Origin of the sequence: Halosaccharopolyspora lacisalsi (genome assembly GCF_014137975.1) — a bacterium.
Taxonomy (GTDB): domain Bacteria; phylum Actinomycetota; class Actinomycetes; order Mycobacteriales; family Pseudonocardiaceae; genus Halosaccharopolyspora; species Halosaccharopolyspora lacisalsi.
Genome location: NZ_JACGWZ010000006.1, coordinates 43,624 through 61,676, shown reverse-complemented (window position 1 = coordinate 61,676; position 18,053 = coordinate 43,624). Strand labels below are relative to the sequence as shown.

The window sequence follows — 18,053 nt, the reverse complement described above, 5'->3', positions numbered from 1 at the left end:
GGGGCCACTTTGGATCAGCAGCCGATCCGAAGTGAGGGAACCCGATGGACGTCGACGGCGTCAGCGTCACCGCCAGGGGAATCACCGTGGTGGGGCCGGAGGGGGTGGTCTTCGCCAACGTCAGTGCCCACGTCGAACCCGGGTCCCTGGCCACGGTGGTCGGTCATGCCGGGACGGGCCGGACGTCGCTGCTGCTGACCCTGTCCGGACGGCTGCGCCCGGTCGCCGGTCACCTGGACGTCTCCGGACACGTGCTGCCCGACCGGGCCGGAACCGTGCGCGGACTGGTCGTACCGGCCCGCGTGCGACCCGGTTTCGAGCTGCAGCAATGCCTGCGCGTCAAGGAGGTGATCCGCGAGCGGCGACTCACCACCGGTGTCACCGACGACGACGTGACCGCCGCCTTCGACCTGGTCGGGCTCGACCCCGATCCGGACGCGCTGATCTCCGACCTGCATCCTGGCGGCCAGCTGCTGGTGGCCGTGGCACTCGGCGCCGCCCAGGCTCCTCCGGGGCTGATCGTCGACGACGTGGACCTCGGCCTGCCCGAGGCGGCGCGGACCAGAGCGTGGACGGCGCTGTCGGAGGTGGCGCGCACGGGCACCACGGTGCTGGCCAGCGCTGCGGATCCACCGCGGACGGCCGACGAGACCACGGTGATCCGGCTGTGGCCGGAGGGCGAGGTTTCCGAGGACACCACGGAACCGCTCACCCTGTTCGACATCGAACCGCCGCAGAACGGCGGGACCGTCCGATGAAGGCGTTCAGGCTCGCGCTCCTGGAACTGCGGCGCTTCCGGGGTGGTCCGCTCCGGCGACTGGTACCGGTGGCGCTCGCCCTGGTTCCGCTGCTGTACGGGTCGCTGTACCTGTGGGCGAACTGGGATCCCTACGGCAGCCTCGACGAGGTACCGGTGGCGGTGGTCAACCAGGACCAGCCGGTGCAGCAGTCCGGGCAGTACATCAACGCGGGTGACCAGTTCGTGCGCCAGCTCAAGACCACCGAGTTGTTCGACTGGCACTTCACCGACGCCGCCGATGCCCGGAAGGGGCTGCGGCAGGGACGCTACTACTTCACGATCACGGTGCCGCGCGGGTTCAGCGCCGGCCTCGCGACGGCCACGCGGCCGAATCCGCGCCACGCCGAGATGACGATCACCAAGAACGACGCCAACGGCTACATCGCCGGGATCATGGCCGACACCGTCGAGGCACGGCTGCAGAACCAGGTCAACTCGGCCGCCCACACCGCCTACGCCCGGGCGATCTACGGCGAGGTCGACGCCGTGCGGGAGAAGCTGCGGTCGGCCTCCGACGCGGCGGGCCGGCTGGTCGAAGGCAGCGGGCTCGCCGAACAGAGCGCCGGGGGGCTCACCGAGGGGCTGAAGGGGGTGCACGACGGCGCCGAGGACATCTCCGGGGGTGTCGAGCAGATCTCGGAGACCGCCGAACAGCTCGACGGCAGGATCGACGCCGTCGCCGAGCTGGCCGCCGACCGGATTCCGGGGGCCGTCACGTCGCTGGTCGACGCCAGTGGTGTGGTGGTGAACGGGCTCTCCACTGTCACCACGGCGACCGGTTCGATCACCGAACGGACCTCCGAGAACGTCTCCGGCCTGGAACAGCTCGGGCGCGACCATCCGGTGCTGCTCGACGATCCCGGGTACCAACGACTGATGGACAACGCTCGACGACTGTCCGATGCCGCCGCGAACGCGGACACCGAGGCCGACCAGGCACTGGGCGACGCCCGGCAGGCCAACGACAGGGCGCTCGCCCTGCGCGAGAACACGAGCTCGCTCCAGAGCAGGGTCCGCACGCTGACCGCTCCGGCCGACGACCTCAGCTCGGGCACCGAGCAGCTCGCCAGTGGAACCAGAACACTGGTCGGAGGGCTGCAGGGACTGGTGGGCAGCAGCGAGACCCTGCACACCGCCACGAACCGGCTGAGCGGCGGGGCGCGCGAGCTCTCCGGGCTGATCGACGACAGTTTGGCCAAGATCCCGCCGACCAGCCCCACTCAGGTGGCACGGGCCGCCGAGGTACTCGGTTCCCCCGCGCTGATCGAGGAGAACAACCTCAACCCCGCCAAGGTCTACGGCCGGGGGATGGCACCGTTCTTCTTCGCGATCGCGCTGTGGGTCTTCGGGATGGCGGCGTATCTGCTGCTCGAACCCGTGAACCTGCGTGCGCTGGGCGGACGGGTCAGCGCCTTCGTCGTCGCCCTCGCCGGACTGCTGCCCGCCGCCGTGCTCGGGATCGTCGGCGGCCTGACGCTGCTGGGCGTGCTCGTTCTCGGGCTCGGACTCGACCCGATCCATCCGCTGTGGACGGTCGGACTGGTGGCGTTGGCCGCGGCGGCCTTCACCACTGTCGTGCACTTCCTGCGCACGTGGCTGGGCGTGGTGGGCGACGCGGTATCGCTGGTGCTGCTGATCGTGCAGTTGACCGCCTCCGGAGGGCTCTACCCGATGGAGACCACTCCGGTGTTCTTCCAGGCCATCCACCCGTACCTGCCGATGACCTACCTCGTCGACGGACTCCGCGTGACGATCTCCGGCGGACTCGTCGAGCACCTCCGGCTCGACCTCGCGGTCCTGGGCGGTTTCCTCGTCGCCTTCCTGGCCCTGACCACCCTCGTCGTGCGACGACACCGCACCTGGACGCTCCGACGACTCCACCCGCAGATCGAGCTGTGAGTGCTCCGAAAGGCGTAACCTGGCGGCATGGCTGTCGTGAAGATCAACGCGATCGAGGTTCCCGAGGGCAAGGGCGAGGAGTTGGAGCGGCGCTTCGGACAGCGCCACGGTGCCGTGGACAGCGCACCGGGCTTCCTGGGCTTCGAGCTGCTGCGCCCCGTCAACGGCGAGAACCGCTACTACGTCTACACCCGTTGGGAGACCGAGGAGGACTTCCAGGCCTGGGCCAACGGCCCCGCCAAGGAGGCCCACAGCCAGGAGAACCAGCAGCCGGTCGCCACCGGAGCCACCCTCATGGGCTTCGAGGTCGTCCTGGAGTCCCATCCCGGCGAGCAGGGCTGAGCTCGTCGGAACGATCTCAGCAGGCTTCCCCCTGTCAGGTCGTCCGGTTGAAGGCGCCTCACCGCGTCGTGGTGAACGGACCGTCGTGGCGGTGTGATCGCCCGAACGGCCCGTTCACCCTTTGAGGCAGCGGCCCGGGCGGTCGCGCCCCCGGGTTTCGCGTTCTCAGCTCGGGACGGCGAGGTGGGCGAGTACGGCCCGGTGGTCGGTCCCCGCGATCTCGAAGGTGCGATACCCCCGGGTGACGATGTCACCGCTGGTCAGCACGTGATCGAGGGTGACCGGCGGAACCAGCGAGCGTCCGCGCATCGGCCAGGTCGGGGAGAACCCGTCACCGGTGACCTCTGCCGCGTCGGAGTAGCCCTGTCCGAGCAGGTTGCGCAGCGGGGTGTGGTCCAGCGTGGCGTTGAAGTCGCCCGCCAGCACCCGCGCCGGTCCGCGACGCCCCTCGGCCGGATCCGGCAGGGCAGCGATCTCGCGTTCCCACGTGTCCACCGTCCCCTCCCCCACGGGAATCATCGGGTGCACGGCGACGAACTGCACGTCGCGCGGGCCGGGCAGGTCCACCAGCGCCGACGGCTGACTCATCGTCGTCGACCGCATCAGTGACAGTTCCCGCAGCGGGTAGCGCGAAGCGATGCCGGTGCCCTCGCCGCCCGGCCCCGCGTCGAAGACCCGGTGCGGCAGCACCTTGCCCAGCCCCGCCCGGTTCAACTTCTCGACCATGCCGGGGGTCAGTTCCTCCAGCGCCAGCACGTCGACGCCGTGGCTGCGCACCAGCTCCACGATGCGCCCGGCGTCGGCGCCTCCGAAGAGCGTGTTCGAGGCCATCACCGTCACCGATCGCCCCCGCACGGGAACGGGGCTGTCCGGAATCGCCCGCGGCAGCACGGAAGCCACCAGCAGAGCCGTGACCGAGCCGACCACCAAGGTGATCAACCACCGCCTCAGCAGCAGCGCCGCCACGGCGATCACCACACCCGCAGGTACGGCGTAGGGCGTAAGAGCCACGAGAGCCGACGTGTAGCGCGTACCGTCGAAGCTGGCCAGCGGCAGGGCAGCCCAGAGCAGGAACGGCACCGCCACCACCAGCAGGACGGCGGTGACCTTGCCGCCTCCGGGGGAGCGACGCCGTCTCCCGGTCACCGTGCCGGTCTCGACCATCTCGATCGTGTCGTCCATGACCCTCCTCGTTCCCCGTCCACTAATACAGCAGTCCGGGGCGCTCCCGCCCGCGGAGGCGTAAGCGGGGTCACGCGCGCTGACAGCGAAGTGTGCGCATCTTGTCAGCCCCTGACCCGATGATGAGTGCGGAAAAACCAGGGAGGACGAATGACTTTCGCGGTCCAGGCCGAGGGCCTGGTCAAACGCTTCGGGTCGACGACGGCGCTGGGTGGTGTCGACCTCGCCGCACCCGCGGGCTCGATCCTCGGCGTGCTCGGTCCCAACGGTGCGGGCAAGACCACGTCGGTCCGCATCCTGGCGACGCTGCTGCGCCCCGACGAGGGGCACGCGACCGTCGCCGGCTACGACGTGCGGCGCCAACCGGTCGCGGTACGCAGCAGGATCGGGCTGACCGGTCAGTACGCCTCGGTGGACGAGGAGCTGACCGGTTCGGAGAACCTGCTGCTCATCGGTCGGCTGCTGGAGATGTCGCGCCGGAACGCCAAGGCACGCGGCGCCGAACTGCTGGAGCGCTTCGGGCTCTCCGAAGCCGGGGGGCGCGCGCTCAAGACGTACTCGGGAGGGATGCGGCGCAGGCTCGACCTGGCCGCCAGCCTCATGGGCCGCCCCGAGGTGCTGTACCTGGACGAGCCCACGACCGGGCTCGACCCGCGCAGCCGCAACCAGGTGTGGGAGATGGTGCGCACGCTCACCGACGAGGGGGTCACGGTGCTGCTGACCACCCAGTACCTGGAGGAGGCCGACCAGCTGGCCGACCGCATCAGCGTCATCGACCACGGTCGGGTGGTGGCCGAGGGGCGCGCCGACGAGCTCAAGCGCCGCACCGGTAGTCAGACGCTCCAGGTGCGCTCGAGTTCCCCGAGCGAGCTGGAGACGATCTCCGGAATCCTCGCCGAACTCACCGGCACCGAGCCGACCAAGAACGCCGACACCGGGCTGCTCACGGCCCCGGCCGACGATCCGGTGCTGATGTCGGCGCTGGTGCGCCGGCTGGACGACGCGGACATCACCGCCGACGAGCTCTCGCTGCGGTTGCCCAGTCTGGACGAAGCGTTCCTGTCGATCACCGGCAAGCCCGCCGCCGACGACGCCGAGGAGGGCACGGCAGCATGACGACCACCGTCGAAAGTGCCACGACCGAGCCGCCGACCCCGGCAGCGGCGGCCCCGGAGCACATCGGACCGCTACGCACGATCAAGCACGGGCTGACGCTGGCGGGGCGGAGCACCCTCAAGATCCGCAAGTCGCCCGAGGCCCTGCTCGACGTCACCCTGCAGCCCATCCTGTTCCTGGTGATGTTCGTCTACATCTTCGGCGGGGCGATCGCCGCGGACACCGGGATCTACCTCCAGCGGACCCTGCCCGGGGTCATGGCCATGACCATGGTCTTCGGCAGCCTCGGCACCGGGATGCAGCTCAACACCGACATCAGCAAGGGGGTCTTCGACCGCTTCCGCAGCCTGCCGGTGGCGCGGTCGGCACCGCTGATCGGCGCCGTGCTCGGTGACGTGGTGCGCTACCTCGTCTCGATCGCGGTGCTGCTCGTCGTCGCCACGCTGATGGGCTTTCGGATCCGGACCGGCGTGGTTCCCACGGTGCTGGCGATCCTGCTGGTGATCGGGTTCGCGCTGTGCATGTGCTGGGTGTCGGTGTGGCTGGGCATGCTGGTCCGGAGCCAGCAGGCGCTGCCGGGCGTGGCGATGGCGTTCATGTTCCCGATGACGATGGGCAGCAACGTGTTCGTCCCGACCGAGACGATGCCGGGGTGGTTGCAGGCCTGGGTCTCGATCAATCCGGTCAGCAAGCTCGCCGACACCGCGCGGGGGCTGATGATCGGTGGGCCCGTGATGGCTCCGCTGGCCGTGACGCTGATCTGGATGGTCGCGCTCGTGGCGGTTTTCTTCCCACTGGCCATGGTGAGCTACCGCCGCCGCGTTTGAGAGCCCTCGGAGAATGGCCTGCGTCGTGGGCCGGGACCTCAGCCGGGTCGGCCTGCTTGCACGGGTGCGAAGCGGCTGCGCCGCTTTCCGGGAGGCACTCCCGGCGAACGCCCGGTCCCTCCCGTATCGGGGGCGGGAGGGACCGGGCATCACCCCTTCGGGCGACCGTGAACAATTTTAGGGAAAATTGTCCACCTTCTCACCCGAGGGTGATGCCGAGCACCCAGGCACCCAGGGTGTAGACGGCCACGGGGATGAGCACGATCGCCACGAGGTTGAGCCACCACCCCGCCTTGACCATCTGCGGGATGCTCACGTAACCGGAGCCGAACACGATCGCGTTCGGCGGGGTGGCCACCGGCATCATGAACGCGCAGGTCGCCGCCACGGCCGCGGGCACCGCCAACAACATCACGCCGAGGTCGAGACCCAGGGCGGCTCCCGCCAGGATCGGCAGGAACGTGGCCGTGGTGGCCGTGTTGCTGGTCAACTCGGTCAGCAGGATCACCGCGAGGACCGCGATCAGCACGAGCACGAACGTGGGCACTCCGCCCAGCGCGCCCACGCTGCCGCCGATGAAGTCGTCCAGCCCGCTGGAGTCGATCGCCGAGGCCAGCGACAACCCGCCCCCGAACAACAGCAGCACGCCCCACGGCAGTTTCGCCGCCGAGGTCCAGTCCAGCGTGAACACCCCGCGCCGGGCGTCCACCGGAACTGCGAACAGCACGAGGGCGGCGATGATCGCGATGCCGGTGTCGTCCAGGCTGCTCAGCGCGGGCACGACCTGGGTCAGCGGTTCGCGGAGGATCCACATCAGCGCCGTGCACACGAACACGATCCCCACGACCCGTTCGCCGCGGTTCATCGGACCCAGCTTGTCCAGCTCGCCCCGGAACAACTCGCGGCCGCCGGGGATGTCGCTCATCGTCGTCGGGTAGAGCACCTTCGTCAGCAGCAGCCAGGCCACTCCCATGAGGACCACGGCCACCGGGAGACCGAACAGCATCCACTGCCCGAATCCGATGTCGATGCCGTAGGTCTCGGAAAGGAACCCGGCCATGAACAGGTTGGGCGGGGTGCCGATCAGAGTGGCCAGCGAGCCGATGCTCGCCGAGTAGGCGATCGCCAGCATCAGGCAGGTCGCGAATTTGAACGTGTCGGACTGCGCCCCGACCTCGGAACCGGTGGGCACCCGGTCGAAGACCAGCGTGAGCACGGACAGGCCGATCGGCAGCATCACCACGGTCGTGGCGGTGTTGCTCACCCACATGGACAGAAAGCCGGTGGCCAGCATGAACCCGCCGACCACTCGGGACGGTCTGGTGCCCACCGCCAGCACGGTCCGCAGCGCGATCCTGCGGTGCAGGCCCCAGCGCTGCATGGCCAGCGCCAGCATGAACCCACCCATGAACAGGAACACGATGTCGCTGGCGTAGGGAGCGGTGGATTCCTCGATGTCGGCCGCCCCCACCAGGGGAAACAGCGCGATCGGCAGCAGGGCGGTGGCGGCGAGCGGCAGCGCCTCGCACACCCACCAGACCGCCATGAGCACTCCCACGGCGGCCACGCCGCGAGCCTGGTGGCCGATACCGCTCGGCAGCAGGAAGTACGCCACGACGGCCAGCACCGGGCCGAGCCCCCGACCGATCCAGGCTCGTCGGGACGCCCGAGCGGGTTCCTCGACTTCACCACTTTCGGGACTGAGTCCGCTACCGGGCGACACAACGTCTTCACCGTACTGTTTTTCCATGGCACCTCCACCTCGACGATCACTCGGGTGGATGTACCAGCCCGATGAGTCAAGAAACAGACGGTAACCGATACTGCGGCGGTGTCAACGGTGTTCAACCATGCAGGACCGAGGACAGCTCGGTGAGGGCATCGGCACGGGACAACGCGGCACCACGCTCGAACAGTCGGCGGCAGTCGGCTACGCCGAGCGACTCCTCGAGCTCGCGACGCAGTGCCCGGACCTCGGGGTCGCCCTCGTCGAGCAGGCCACGCAGTGCCACGGCGGTGCCCAGGGCACGCGCCGCCCGCTCCGGTTCCCCCGACGCGGACAACCAGCGCGCCGCCTGCTCGGCGCAAACCGCGCTCATCGGCATGTTCTCGATGCCGTTGCCGATCCCGAGACCCTGACGCAGCAATACACGCACCCTGTCGAGCCTGCCCTGATACAGCCGCAGTCGCACCTCGGACAACAGCACCAGCTGCCGAACCGGATGGGACACGTGCGACGACCCGTCCAGGTCCTCGTGCGCCCGCCGGAGGTACTCCTCGGCCCGTCCGAGCTCGCCACCGTGCCGGGCGACCTCGACGAGCCCGGACCAGACGAGCATCCGGTGCGGCGAGAACGGCTCCGTCAGCTCGTCGGCCTCGTGCATGTCGGTGCGTGCCCCGGCTAGGTCGCCCGCTCGGAGCTTCTCGGTCCCGATCACGACCAGCAGTGCGGCGAGGTCCTCGTTCGAGCGCAGCTGCCGGATCGTCTCCACGGACTCCCCGAGCACCTCGATGGCTCCCGCGTGGTCACCGCGCAGCGAGCGGAATCCGGCCTGACTGCTGACGGCCTGCGCCACTCCCCAGCGATCCCCGACCGCCTCGAACTCCCGCGCGGCCTCCCGGGCGTCCTCCTCGCCACCAGTGACATCGCCCCGTTGCTCGGCTCCGGCCGAGCGCGCGTAACGAGCCGCGGCCCTGGCCCACGGGTTCGGATGGGCGAAGGCACGCCGCACGCTGCGCTCGAATTCCTCCGCCTCCCCCGACATCAGCCATGCCACCGGCTCCATGCCCGCCACGTAGAGGTAGTGGCCCATCGCGTCGGTGTCCCGCGCCGCGGCCGCCGAACCACGCAGCTGCTCGGTCCAGTCCGCGGTCCGGGCGAAGAAACCGCGCATGAGCTCGATGGCGGCGCGGCTCGCCGCCGGTGCGTCGCCGCCGAGGGACATGGCCGCATCGAACCGGCCCTCGACCTCGGAGTACTGCGCGCTCATCGACCAGTACCAGGCCAGCGCCGCGCAGAAGCGAACGGCGCGATCGGCGTCGACCACCGTCGTGCACCGGTGCAGCGCGGCCAGGATGTTGTCGTGATCGGCGTCGAGCCGCTCCATCCAGTCGAGCTGTTCGGCCAGATGGACCTGGTGGCCCCCGACTTCGGCCAGCTCCAGGAAGTGCTCGGCGTGCGCCGTCCGAGTGCTCTCCCGCTCGTCGGCCGCGACCAACCGTTCGGCGCAGTAGACTCGCACGGTCTCCAGCATCCGGTAGCGCATCCCCCGGCCCCCGTCGACCGCCTCCACCAACGACTTCTCGACCAGCGAGCTGAGCACGTACACGACGTCGGCGGCGGGCAGCCCCGGACCCGCGCACACGGCGGTCACCGACTCCGCCCGCACGGTGCCGGCGAACACCGCCAACCGCCGGGCCAGGACCTGTTCGGCGTCGTCGAGCAGCTCCCAGCTCCACTCGACCACCGCCCGCAGCGTGCGGTGCCGGGGCATCGACCTCCGGTTACCACTGGTGAGCAGCCGGAACCGGTCGTCGAGCCGTTCGGCGACCTGGCGCACGCTCATCCCGCGCAGCCGAGCGGCCGCGAGCTCGATCGCCAGCGGCATCCCGTCCAGCCGCCGGCAGATCTCCACCACGTCGGCGGTGTTGCTCTCGGACAGGGCGAAGGTCGGGCTCACCGCCGCCGCCCGTTCGACGAACAGCCGCACCGCTGCCGCCTTGTCCTGCTCGTCCGAGCTGTCCGGCAGTCCCAGCGGACCGACCGGCAGCAGCTTCTCACCGGTGAGCGCCAACGGTTCCCGGCTCGTGGCCAGCACCTCCAGCCGTGGGCAGCGGGACAGCAGCTCGCCGACGAACTCCGCGGCGGCGGTGATGACGTGCTCGCAGTTGTCCAGCACCAGCAGTGTCGGTCCGCCCGAGAGGGCCTCGACGAGTCGCGTCATGGCGTGCGTGGCCGCGGACTGGCGTTCCAGCAACCGCGTCTCCCGGAGGCCCAGCGTGCCCAGCACCGCCGAAATCAGGTCGTGCTCGTCGCGCACCGGGGCGAGCTCGACGAACAGCACGCGGCGGTCACCGACTCCGGCCGCGCTCTCGGTCGCCAACCGGGTCTTGCCCGCTCCACCGGGTCCGAACAGGGTCACCAGCCGCGACCGCCCCAGCGACCTCCGGACCTGATCGACCTCGTCCTCCCGCCCGACGAAGCTGCTCAACCGCGTCGGCAGCGAGGACGTGGGCTCCCGCGCCGGGACGGGTTCGACGGGGTCGACACCGGGATCACCGCGCAGCACGGCCATGTGCAGGTCCCTGAGTTCCCGTGAGGGGTCGACACCGTGCTCCTCGGCGAGGCGGTGCCGCAGGGCGTCGTAGGCGGCCAACGCGTCGGCCTGCCTGCCGCAGGCGTGGAGCGCGCGAACGCGCAGAGCCGTGAAACGCTCCCGCAGCGGTTGCCGGGCGGCGAGCCCGTCGAGCTCGGCCACGAGCTCGGCGTGGCGACCGAGCCGCAGGTCGGCGTCGATGCGCTCCTCCAGCGCCGTCAGGCGCAGTTCGTGCAACCGCACCGCCTCGGACGCGGCGAAGGGCGCGTCGACGAAGTCGACCAGCGCGTCCCCACGCCACAGCTCCAGGGCACCCCGCAACGTCTCGGCGGCCCCGGCGACGTCGTCGTCCAGCAGGCGATGTCCCCGCGCGGCCAACCGCTCGAAGCGGTGGACGTCGACCTCCTCGGTCGGCACGCCCAGCGCGTAGCCGGTGCCCTCGGAACGCAGCGCGATCCCCGCGGGCAGGACGCGACGGGCGCGGGAGACCAGCGACTGCAGGGCGTTGAGGGCCCGCGCGGGCTGGTCATCACCCCAGAGATCGGTGATGAGGGCCTCGGTGGACACCGTGCGGTCGGCCTCCAGCGCGAGCCGTGCCAGCAACGTCCGCACCCGAGCCCCGCCGACCTCGACGGGACGGTGGTCATCGCCGCGCAACTGGAACGGCCCCAGCAACCCGATCAACACAGCTTCCCGATTCACTCAGCCTCCCGACCGGCGCACCGCCAGCTTCGCAGAGACCGCCACCGGTACGCCCAGCGTTTTTCCCGCGGGCGAAAACCCGTTCGTGATCAGGGTCACCGAGGCTGCGTCAGGCCGCGCTCCCATCGCCTGGAATCATGGTGAGAAAGGACATTCCAGCTACGACGAGGGTGGTACTGCTCGAGCATGGACTCCACGACCCTGGCAGCCGCCCCCGCCGAGCCGACGGGCTTCGCGGGCTGGGCGATCGGCTTCATGGAAGCCCTCGGCGCCCCCGGCGCGGGAACGATCATCGCGCTGGAGAACTTGTTCCCCCCGGTACCCAGCGAGGTGATCCTGCCCCTGGCCGGGGTCGTGGCCGGTCGGGGCGAGATGAGCGTCCTCGGCGCGATCCTGTGGACGACGCTGGGGTCGCTGGTCGGTGCGCTGGTGCTGTACTACCTCGGCGCGTGGTTGGGGAACGAGCGGATGCGGGCCATCGCCGCGCGAATGCCGCTGATCAAGCTGTCCGACGTCGACCGGACCGAGGCGTGGTTCGCCGAGCACGGCGTGAAGGCGGTGTTCTTCGGGCGGATGGTGCCGCTGTTCCGGAGTTTCATCTCGCTGCCCGCCGGGGTCGAGCGGATGTCGCTGACCACGTTCGTCATGTTCACCACGCTCGGCAGCCTCATCTGGAACAGCGCGTTCGTGCTGGCCGGCTACGCCCTGGGCAGCAACTGGCACCTCGTGGAGCACTACGCGGGTTTCTTCTCCAAGGCCGTGCTCGTGGCCGTGGTGCTGGCGGTGGTGTACTTCGTCGTGTCCCGGCTGAAGCAGCGCCGCGAGGGCGACCAGGAGCTTCTCGAGGACGACTGGCCGACGCAGGAGCTGGAGGCGGTGACGCAGCCGTTCGACGCGCCCACCCAGGAGATCCGGCGCGTGCGGTGAGTCCGCGCGCCCCGACGAGGCGCACGAACCCGGCCGTCAGGACCGCCGGGCACCGAACTCGGCGTGGACGGTGTTGATCGCCTCGACCAGCTCGTCGGTGACACCGCGATCACGCGCGGTCAAATCCTCCACCTGCTCCAGCTCGCCGAGCGACCGAATCTGACGGTGCAAGCCCTCCGACGCGACGTACCGAACAACCCGATTCTCGGCGGCAGTCTGAGCACGCTCGACCTCGGCGACGCCGCGCCTCGTATCGCTTTCTCACCGGTCACCTACGGACCATCGACCTACCACGACCAGGAGAAGGAAGCTGGACCCATGTTCCGCGCGTTGGATCGCGAGCGAGAGCTGCCCCCTCCCTCATCCCGCAGGAGTCCACCGACCTCCTCCTGAGCAAGCTGGAGGGGCTGCACTCATGAACTACGCCCCCGGATGGTTCAAGAGCAGCCGCAGCGCCGGTGTTGACCACGCCAACGGGAGACCGTCCCGGCGCTCAGCGCCCGACGACACGAAGATCACGCATCAGCCGTCGAACACCACGCCGCTCGACTGGACCCCCAAGGTGGAGCCCGGCCGATGAGTTTCGGCGCCGGCGGGAGTCTGCCCCGGTGGCCCCGTCCGTACCACCGGGAGGACACGATGACGACGCACGCGGTCGGAACGCGCGAACAGTGGCGAGCCGCCTACGAGCAGCAGCTGGCACGAGAGAAGGAGCTGAGCCGACAGGCCACCGAGCTGGCCCTCAAGCGGCAGGAGCTGCCCTGGGTACCGGTCGACAAGCAGTACCGCTTCGATACCACGGTCGGCCGGCGCACGCTCGCCGAACTGTTCGACGGACGCTCACAGCTGATCGTGCGACACTTCATGCACGGGCCGAACACCCCGGAGGGCTGCCCGGGCTGCACCTTCGAAACGGACAACCTGATCGGCGCGGTGCCGCACCTGGCCCGTCGGGACGTGACGTTCCTGCTCTCCTCGCGCTCGCCGCTGCCGGTGCTCACCGCGTACAAGCAGCGGATGGGCTGGGACGTCGAGTGGGTGTCCTCCGGCGGCAGCGACTTCGACGCCGACTTCTTCGAGTACATGCACGTGCCGACGTCGCGCCGGGACTACGGGTCGGGCAGCGGCGACATGCTCGACGTGATGGAGCTGATGGCGCTGAGCTGCTTCGCGCTGGAGGACGGGGTCGTGTATCACACCTACTCGACCTACGATCGCGGCACCGAAGCATTGAACGCGACCTGGCAGCTGCTGGACCGGGCCCCCAGGGGCCGCGGCGAGGACTTCTCCGACTGGCCGCGCAAGCGCGACGAGTACCCCGCGTAGGGAGTCGGGGCGCACCCGGGGTCGGCAACCCCGGTCAGTGCCGAATCCCGGCCGCACGTACGGAAGGGATCCGCCTGTCGAGACGGCTCGCGGCTCGTGCCGAGCATCTGCTACGTGGTCCTCCCGAGCCAGCACTTCTCTTGTCGGGTAGGCATGTTTTGGGCTTGGGGGCGTGCCCGGTCGCGCGTGCGCGCCCCTGGGCGTTGGGCGGATGCAAGCAGAAGGAGTGCCCACCATGATCCTCCCGAAGGTCCGGGATCCTCGCTTCGTGACGATCCGCCGCGGTGGGACCCTCACCGATTCGGATCACCATCTCCTCGCTCTTTGGGCGGCATCGTGCGCGGAGCACGTCCTTGACCTCTTCGAGTCGACTCAGCCTGAGGACCCACGACCGCGCCAGGCGATCGAGCAAGCCCGCGCCTGGGTGCGTGGCGAGGTCGAGATGATGCAGGCTCGCGCGGCGGGCGGCCATGCGATGGGCGCGGCCAGAGACCTCCGTGGGGCAGCACGGCATGCCGCGTACGCTGCTGGCCAGGCCGGGGCCGTCGCGCACGTCGCCGCGCACGAACTCGGTGCGGCCGCCTATGCGATCAAGGCCGCACGTGCTGCCGCGCCGGAAGACGAGGGCGGGGCGGCGGGGCGACTCGAGTGCCAGTGGCAGCGTGACCAGCTCCCGGAGACGATTCGCGAGCTCGTACTTGACGACCAGCGGTTGCGGAACGACATCTGCTGGTCGGTGTTCAACTGCTGAGCGCGCGCCGGGGCGCCGGCACCGCCCCCAACCGCATCGGGCGACACCCGGCAGCAGTGATTTTCCCGGTTTCGCGCGAAGCCGGGAAACAGTACGGACGTGGCCCCCACACCCGAAGGCGTGGGGGCCACTGTCACGAGGACGGGACTACCGGGGGGAGAGTCACTCCTCCGGGTTGCCCTCCTGGGGTTCGTCCGAGCCGGACTGGGTCGAACCACCGGGGCCGGCCATGTCGACCGGCGGGGTGTCCGGAACCACCGCGGACGGCTTGCTCTCGCCGCGGAAGACGAAGTGAGCCTTGTCGTCCGGGCCTTCATCGTCCCAGTCCTCGACGTCGACGAGGACGAGCTGACCGGCCTCGACCTCGCCGAACAGGATCTTCTCGGAGAGCTTGTCCTCGAGCTCGCGCTGGATCGTGCGGCGCAGCGGCCGGGCGCCCAGCACCGGGTCGAAGCCGCGCTTGGCCAGCAGCCGCTTGGCCTTGTCCGTCAGCTCGATGGACATGTCCTGGCCCTTGAGCGCCGTCTCCACCCTGCCGATCAGCAGGTCCACCATGCTCAGGATCTCCTCCTGAGTGAGCTGGTGGAACACGATCACGTCGTCGATCCTGTTGAGGAACTCCGGACGGAAGTGCTTCTTCATCTCCTCGTTGACCTTGGCCTTCATCCGCTCGTAGTTCGAGTCGGCCTCGGAGCCCGAGGTGAAGCCCAGGTTCACGGTCTTGGAGATGTCGCCCGTGCCGAGGTTCGAGGTGAAGATCAGCACCGTGTTCTTGAAGTCGACGACCCGGCCCTGACCGTCGGTCAGGCGGCCGTCCTCCAGGACCTGCAACAGCGTGTTGTAGATCTCCTGGTGAGCCTTCTCGATCTCGTCGAACAGCACCACCGAGAACGGCTTGCGGCGCACCTTCTCGGTGAGCTGACCGCCCTCCTCGTAGCCGACGTAGCCCGGAGGGGCGCCGAACAGCCGCGAGGCGGTGTAGCGGTCGTGGAACTCACCCATGTCGATCTGGATGAGCGCGTCGTCGTCGCCGAACAGGAACTGCGCCAGCGACTTGGACAGCTCGGTCTTGCCGACACCGGAGGGCCCGGCGAAGATGAACGACCCGGACGGACGCTTCGGGTCCTTCAGGCCGGCACGAGTGCGGCGGATCGCCTTGGACACGGCCTTGACCGCGTCCTCCTGGCCGATGACCCGCTTGTGCAGCTCGTCCTCCATCCGCAGCAGGCGGGTGGTCTCCTCCTCGGTGAGCCGGAAGACCGGGATGCCGGTCCAGTTCGCCAGTACCTCGGCGATCTGCTCCTCGTCGACCTCGGTGACGACGTCGAGGTCACCGGCCTTCCACTGGGTCTCGCGCTCCTCCTTCTGGGTGAGGAGCTGCTTCTCCTCGTCCCGCAGGCGCGCGGCCCCTTCGAAGTCCTGCCCGTCGATGGCGGACTCCTTGTCCCGGCGCACGTTCGCGATCTTCTCGTCGAACTCGCGCAGGTCCGGCGGAGCCGTCATCCGGCGGATGCGCATCCGCGCGCCCGCCTCGTCGAGCAGGTCGATCGCCTTGTCCGGCAGGTAGCGGTCGTTGATGTAGCGGTCGGCCAGGCTGGCAGCCGCCGACAGCGCCGAGTCCGTGATGGACACGCGGTGGTGCGCCTCGTAGCGGTCCCGCAGGCCCTTGAGGATCTCCACGGCGTGGTCCAGCGAGGGCTCGCCCACCTGGATCGGCTGGAAGCGACGCTCCAGCGCCGCGTCCTTCTCGACGTTCTTGCGGTACTCCTCCAGCGTGGTGGCACCGATGGTCTGCAGTTCACCACGGGCCAGCATCGGCTTGAGGATGCTCGCGGCGTCTATGGCGCCTTCGGCCGCTCCGGCTCCGACGAGAGTGTGAATCTCGTCGATGAACAGGATGATGTCGCCGCGGGTCTTGATTTCCTTGAGCACCTTCTTCAGGCGCTCCTCGAAGTCACCCCGGTACCGGGAGCCGGCCACCAACGACCCGAGGTCGAGGGTGTAGAGCTGCTTCTCCTTGAGCGTCTCGGGCACTTCGCCCTTGACCACTCGTTGAGCCAGCCCCTCCACGACGGCGGTCTTGCCGACACCGGCCTCGCCGATGAGCACGGGGTTGTTCTTGGTACGACGCGAGAGCACCTGCATGATGCGCTCGACTTCTTGGTCCCGGCCGATGACCGGGTCCAGCTTGGACTCGCGCGCGGCCTGGGTCAGGTTGCGGCCGAACTGGTCGAGCACCAGCGAGGAGGACGGGGTGCCCTCACTCCGGCCGCCGGCCTCGGCCGGCTCCTTGCCCTGGTAGCCCGACAGCAGCTGCAGCACCTGCTGACGCACGCGGTTGAGGTCCGCACCGAGCTTGACGAGCACCTGTGCGGCGACGCCCTCGCCCTCGCGGATCAGGCCGAGCAGGATGTGTTCGGTGCCGATGTAGTTGTGGCCGAGCTGCAGCGCTTCGCGCAGCGACAGCTCCAGCACCTTCTTGGCCCGCGGGGTGAACGGAATGTGACCGCTCGGTGCCTGCTGGCCCTGGCCGATGATCTCCTCGACCTGCTGACGTACACCCTCCAGGGCGATACCCAGTGACTCCAGCGCCTTGGCGGCGACACCCTCACCCTCATGGATCAGACCCAAAAGAATGTGTTCGGTGCCGATGTAGTTGTGGTTGAGCATCCTGGCTTCTTCCTGTGCCAGGACGACCACCCGCCTCGCGCGGTCGGTGAACCTCTCGAACATTCGCACTCCCTGACTGCTGCGCCGGCGGTCTCCTACCGGATCACGACTCCCGTTCGTTCGAGCCGAGCCCTGGTTCAGCACTCTTGAAAGACCACTGTAGTAGTTCCGGCCCGCGCAGGGCCTTTCCGGCTCGCAGTCCGCTGTTCACATACTTGTACCGACACCGTGACCAACAAGCCGCTGAGCTGCTGAAATTCCCGTCACGGGCACCGCGGCGCGGATTGTCCGCTCACCGCGAACACCCGCAGAGCTCGCCCCCGGATTTCTTCACCCGAATGGGTGAGTATGCCCCTTGTCAGGCGAACTCGCACGGCGCCCCCCCACGGGAACGACCATCGGGGTGCCGGTCACCGGGTCGTCGATCACCCTGGCCTTGAGGTCGAAGACCTCCGCCAGCAGCGACTCGGTGAGCACCTCGTGCGGCAACCCCTCGGCCACGACCGCCCCGTCCTTCATCGCCACCAGCCGGTCGGCGTAGCGCGCGGCGAGGTTGAGGTCGTGCAGCACCATGACCACCGTGCGGCCGCTGTCGTCGTGCAGCCGCCCGATGAGGTCGAGCACGTCCACCTGGTGCGACAGGTCCAGGTAGGTGGTCGGCTCGTCCAGCAGCAGCAGGTCGGTGCCCTGGGCCAGCGCCATCGACAGCCACGCCCGCTGACGCTGTCCGCCGGAGAGCTCGTCGACCCCCCGCTCGGCCAGGTCCAGGATGCCCGTCATCTCCAGCGCCTCGGCCACCGCGTTCTCGTCCCCACCGGACCACTGCCGGTACCAGGCCTGGTGGGGATGCCGACCCCGCGCCACGAGGTCGGCCACGCTGAGCCCCTCCGGAGCGGCCGGAGACTGCGGCAGCAGCCCGAGCACCCGGGCGACCTCCTTGGTCGACATCTTGTGGATTCGCTTGCCGTCGAGCAGCACCTGCCCCTGCTTCGGCTGCAACAGCCGGCCGAGCGCACGCAGCAGGGTCGACTTGCCGCATCCGTTCGGACCGATCACCCCGGTGATGGTGCCGTCGACGACGTCGATGTCGAGCCCGTCGACGACCACCCGCTCCCCGTAGGCCAGCCGCAGGTCCCTGGCGTGCAGTCGCGTCGAGGCCCGCTCGGCGCCGGTGTCCGACATCGCCGCCTCGGCCC

16 protein-coding genes are annotated in these 18,053 nt (G+C 69.4%); 10 read left to right on the top strand and 6 right to left on the bottom strand.

Translation table 11 applies throughout. From position 1 onward, the window contains the following. The first annotated feature begins 44 nt into the window (after positions 1-44). From FHX42_RS19160 to FHX42_RS19150, 3 genes are read left to right on the top strand one after another with little or no spacing between them, the layout of a single operon-like run. On the top strand, positions 45-758 hold the full coding sequence (locus FHX42_RS19160) for an ATP-binding cassette domain-containing protein (RefSeq protein ID WP_182545820.1): 714 nt from the start codon (positions 45-47) through the stop codon (positions 756-758). After that, entirely contained in the window at positions 755-2,698 is a 1,944-nt protein-coding gene (locus tag FHX42_RS19155) for a YhgE/Pip domain-containing protein (protein ID WP_182545819.1), read from the top strand. Before FHX42_RS19160 ends, FHX42_RS19155 begins: the two co-directional genes overlap by 4 nt. A gap of 27 nt (positions 2,699-2,725) precedes the next feature. Beyond that, a complete protein-coding gene (locus FHX42_RS19150) occupies positions 2,726-3,040 on the top strand; it encodes an antibiotic biosynthesis monooxygenase family protein (RefSeq protein ID WP_182545818.1) in 315 nt (104 codons plus the stop codon). Positions 3,041-3,205: 165 nt separating this feature from the next. On the opposite strand, the gene FHX42_RS19145 is transcribed toward FHX42_RS19150, so the two are convergent. Further along, positions 3,206-4,222: an endonuclease/exonuclease/phosphatase family protein gene (locus FHX42_RS19145; protein ID WP_182545817.1), complete on the bottom strand. Its 1,017-nt coding sequence runs from the start codon at positions 4,220-4,222 to the stop codon at positions 3,206-3,208. A 150-nt stretch (positions 4,223-4,372) separates the two neighbouring features. On the opposite strand from FHX42_RS19145, the gene FHX42_RS19140 reads away from it, so the two are divergent. After that, positions 4,373-5,338, top strand: coding sequence for an ATP-binding cassette domain-containing protein (locus FHX42_RS19140; protein ID WP_182545816.1), 966 nt, complete (start codon positions 4,373-4,375; stop codon positions 5,336-5,338). Further along, on the top strand, positions 5,335-6,165 hold the full coding sequence (locus FHX42_RS19135; RefSeq protein WP_182545815.1) for an ABC transporter permease: 831 nt from the start codon (positions 5,335-5,337) through the stop codon (positions 6,163-6,165). The genes FHX42_RS19140 and FHX42_RS19135 overlap by 4 nt, the downstream gene beginning before the upstream one ends. Before the next feature lie 199 nt (positions 6,166-6,364). On the opposite strand, the gene FHX42_RS19130 is transcribed toward FHX42_RS19135, so the two are convergent. Continuing rightward, positions 6,365-7,915 (bottom strand): SLC13 family permease, encoded by a 1,551-nt coding sequence (locus FHX42_RS19130; protein ID WP_182545814.1) that lies wholly within the window; start codon positions 7,913-7,915, stop codon positions 6,365-6,367. A gap of 94 nt (positions 7,916-8,009) precedes the next feature. Beyond that, positions 8,010-11,183, bottom strand: coding sequence for a BTAD domain-containing putative transcriptional regulator (locus FHX42_RS19125; protein WP_182545813.1), 3,174 nt, complete (start codon positions 11,181-11,183; stop codon positions 8,010-8,012). A gap of 186 nt (positions 11,184-11,369) precedes the next feature. Between FHX42_RS19125 and FHX42_RS19120 the strand changes: the two genes are divergently transcribed. Continuing rightward, complete coding sequence (locus FHX42_RS19120; RefSeq protein ID WP_182545812.1) at positions 11,370-12,110, top strand: DedA family protein; 741 nt, start codon at positions 11,370-11,372, stop codon at positions 12,108-12,110. Positions 12,111-12,146: 36 nt separating this feature from the next. Here FHX42_RS19120 and FHX42_RS27185 read toward each other — a convergent pair whose 3' ends face one another. Next, complete coding sequence (locus tag FHX42_RS27185; RefSeq protein ID WP_268898430.1) at positions 12,147-12,281, bottom strand: hypothetical protein; 135 nt, start codon at positions 12,279-12,281, stop codon at positions 12,147-12,149. Here FHX42_RS27185 and FHX42_RS27895 point away from each other — a divergent pair. From FHX42_RS27895 to FHX42_RS19105, 4 genes are all read left to right on the top strand, one after another. Beyond that, a complete protein-coding gene (locus tag FHX42_RS27895) occupies positions 12,219-12,503 on the top strand; it encodes a Scr1 family TA system antitoxin-like transcriptional regulator (RefSeq protein WP_407926282.1) in 285 nt (94 codons plus the stop codon). The genes FHX42_RS27185 and FHX42_RS27895 overlap by 63 nt on opposite strands. 22 nt (positions 12,504-12,525) lie before the next feature. Continuing rightward, positions 12,526-12,690, top strand: coding sequence for a hypothetical protein (locus tag FHX42_RS19115; protein WP_182545811.1), 165 nt, complete (start codon positions 12,526-12,528; stop codon positions 12,688-12,690). Positions 12,691-12,749: 59 nt separating this feature from the next. After that, positions 12,750-13,436: a DUF899 domain-containing protein gene (locus FHX42_RS19110; RefSeq protein WP_182545810.1), complete on the top strand. Its 687-nt coding sequence runs from the start codon at positions 12,750-12,752 to the stop codon at positions 13,434-13,436. A gap of 235 nt (positions 13,437-13,671) precedes the next feature. Next, positions 13,672-14,187 (top strand): putative immunity protein, encoded by a 516-nt coding sequence (locus FHX42_RS19105; RefSeq protein ID WP_182545809.1) that lies wholly within the window; start codon positions 13,672-13,674, stop codon positions 14,185-14,187. Positions 14,188-14,349: 162 nt separating this feature from the next. Here the strand turns inward: FHX42_RS19105 and FHX42_RS19100 are convergent, their stop codons facing one another. Together FHX42_RS19100 and FHX42_RS19095 are read right to left on the bottom strand one after the other, a co-directional pair. Continuing rightward, complete coding sequence (locus FHX42_RS19100) at positions 14,350-16,920, bottom strand: ATP-dependent Clp protease ATP-binding subunit (RefSeq protein ID WP_182545808.1); 2,571 nt, start codon at positions 16,918-16,920, stop codon at positions 14,350-14,352. A 267-nt stretch (positions 16,921-17,187) separates the two neighbouring features. Further along, positions 17,188-18,039, bottom strand: coding sequence for an ABC transporter ATP-binding protein (locus FHX42_RS19095; RefSeq protein ID WP_182546112.1), 852 nt, complete (start codon positions 18,037-18,039; stop codon positions 17,188-17,190). Positions 18,040-18,053 lie beyond the last annotated feature (14 nt).

Excerpts from the sequence above, each read along its gene's own strand:
- FHX42_RS19160 (WP_182545820.1), top strand. The coding sequence starts at position 45 with ATGGACGTCGACGGCGTCAGCGTCACCGCCAGGGGAATCACCGTGGTG.
- FHX42_RS19155 (WP_182545819.1), top strand. The coding sequence starts at position 755 with ATGAAGGCGTTCAGGCTCGCGCTCCTGGAACTGCGGCGCTTCCGGGGT.
- FHX42_RS19150 (WP_182545818.1), top strand. The coding sequence starts at position 2,726 with ATGGCTGTCGTGAAGATCAACGCGATCGAGGTTCCCGAGGGCAAGGGC.
- FHX42_RS19145 (WP_182545817.1), bottom strand. The coding sequence starts at position 4,222 with ATGGACGACACGATCGAGATGGTCGAGACCGGCACGGTGACCGGGAGA.
- FHX42_RS19140 (WP_182545816.1), top strand. The coding sequence starts at position 4,373 with ATGACTTTCGCGGTCCAGGCCGAGGGCCTGGTCAAACGCTTCGGGTCG.
- FHX42_RS19135 (WP_182545815.1), top strand. The coding sequence starts at position 5,335 with ATGACGACCACCGTCGAAAGTGCCACGACCGAGCCGCCGACCCCGGCA.
- FHX42_RS19130 (WP_182545814.1), bottom strand. The coding sequence starts at position 7,915 with ATGGAAAAACAGTACGGTGAAGACGTTGTGTCGCCCGGTAGCGGACTC.
- FHX42_RS19120 (WP_182545812.1), top strand. The coding sequence starts at position 11,370 with ATGGACTCCACGACCCTGGCAGCCGCCCCCGCCGAGCCGACGGGCTTC.
- FHX42_RS19115 (WP_182545811.1), top strand. The coding sequence starts at position 12,526 with ATGAACTACGCCCCCGGATGGTTCAAGAGCAGCCGCAGCGCCGGTGTT.
- FHX42_RS19110 (WP_182545810.1), top strand. The coding sequence starts at position 12,750 with ATGACGACGCACGCGGTCGGAACGCGCGAACAGTGGCGAGCCGCCTAC.
- FHX42_RS19105 (WP_182545809.1), top strand. The coding sequence starts at position 13,672 with ATGATCCTCCCGAAGGTCCGGGATCCTCGCTTCGTGACGATCCGCCGC.
- FHX42_RS19100 (WP_182545808.1), bottom strand. The coding sequence starts at position 16,920 with ATGTTCGAGAGGTTCACCGACCGCGCGAGGCGGGTGGTCGTCCTGGCA.
- FHX42_RS19095 (WP_182546112.1), bottom strand. The coding sequence starts at position 18,039 with ATGTCGGACACCGGCGCCGAGCGGGCCTCGACGCGACTGCACGCCAGG.